Origin of the sequence: Mesorhizobium sp. M7A.F.Ca.CA.002.15.2.1 (assembly GCF_003998715.1) — a bacterium.
GTDB lineage: Bacteria > Pseudomonadota > Alphaproteobacteria > Rhizobiales > Rhizobiaceae > Mesorhizobium > Mesorhizobium ciceri.
In genome coordinates, this window is record NZ_RZPI01001094.1 from 1 (window position 1) to 1,021 (window position 1,021).

At 65.0% G+C, this 1,021-nt stretch carries 1 protein-coding gene; it reads left to right on the top strand.

Features of this window, described 5'->3' with window-relative positions; all coding sequences use genetic code 11:
• The coding region (locus tag ENZ74_RS32865; protein ID WP_245462739.1) for an MATE family efflux transporter at positions 1-836 on the top strand (836 nt) is incomplete at its 5' end.
• Between the last annotated feature and the right edge of the window lie 185 nt (positions 837-1,021).

Here is a 1,021-nt window from a genome sequence, read left to right on the forward strand (position 1 = left end):
GGCTTGGACTGGTGCTGCAATTGGTGCTGAACGGCATCAACATCGCGCTGTGCTTCCTGCTTGGGCTGGAACTTGGCTGGGGCGTCGCCGGCGTTGCCTGGGCGACCGTCACCGGTGAGTTCCTGGCCATGCTGCTCGGCCTGGCCATCGTGATCCGCCGGTTTCGCGCGGCCCCGCCCTTGCCGCGCCATCGCCTGCTCGACATGACCGCCTTCCTGCGCATGCTGTCGCTCAACCGCGACATCATGATCCGTTCGTTCTCGCTGCTCGCCGCCTTTGCATTGTTCACCCGCCAGGGCGCGCAGTTCGGCACGGTGACGCTGGCCGCCAACGCCGTGCTGATGAATTTCTTCCTCGTCGCCGGCTATTTCCTCGATGGCTTTGCCACCGCCGCCGAACAGCTGGCGGGCCGTGCCGTCGGCGCACGTGCCGCCGCACCGTTCCGCCAGGCCGTGCGGCTGACGCTGTTCTGGGGTTTCGGGCTGGCGGGAGCCGCGACGCTGGTAATGCTGTCTGGTGGCGCCAATCTGGTCGCTCTCGTGACGACATCGGAGGACGTCCGTTCGGTGGCCGACATCTACCTGCCATGGGCGGCATTCACGGCGCTGAGCGGTGTGCTGGCGTTCCAGATGGATGGCGTCTTCATCGGCGCGACCTGGTCCCGCGACATGCGCAACATGATGCTGCTGTCGTTCCTGGTTTTCGCGGCCGCGCTGCTGACCCTTGCGCCGGCCTTCGGCAACACTGGACTTTGGGCGGCGCTGCACGTCTTCCTGCTGGTGCGAGGCTTCAGCCTGCTGACGATCCTGCGGCTCAGGGTGCGGACGGCGTTTTAGACGGTGTCCCCCGGAAGGCCCTGCGCCGTCCAGGACACTGAGCGGCAGCTTCGCGATAGGAATTTTTTCTTGACTCGGTGACCTCAGCTGTGGTAGATTTTTGCCCATGGTGCTGATTTGCGCCAATGACCCGCCGCACTGGCGGGGTTTTTTTTTTATGCGCCCTCCCCCAACGCCCCGCTCAA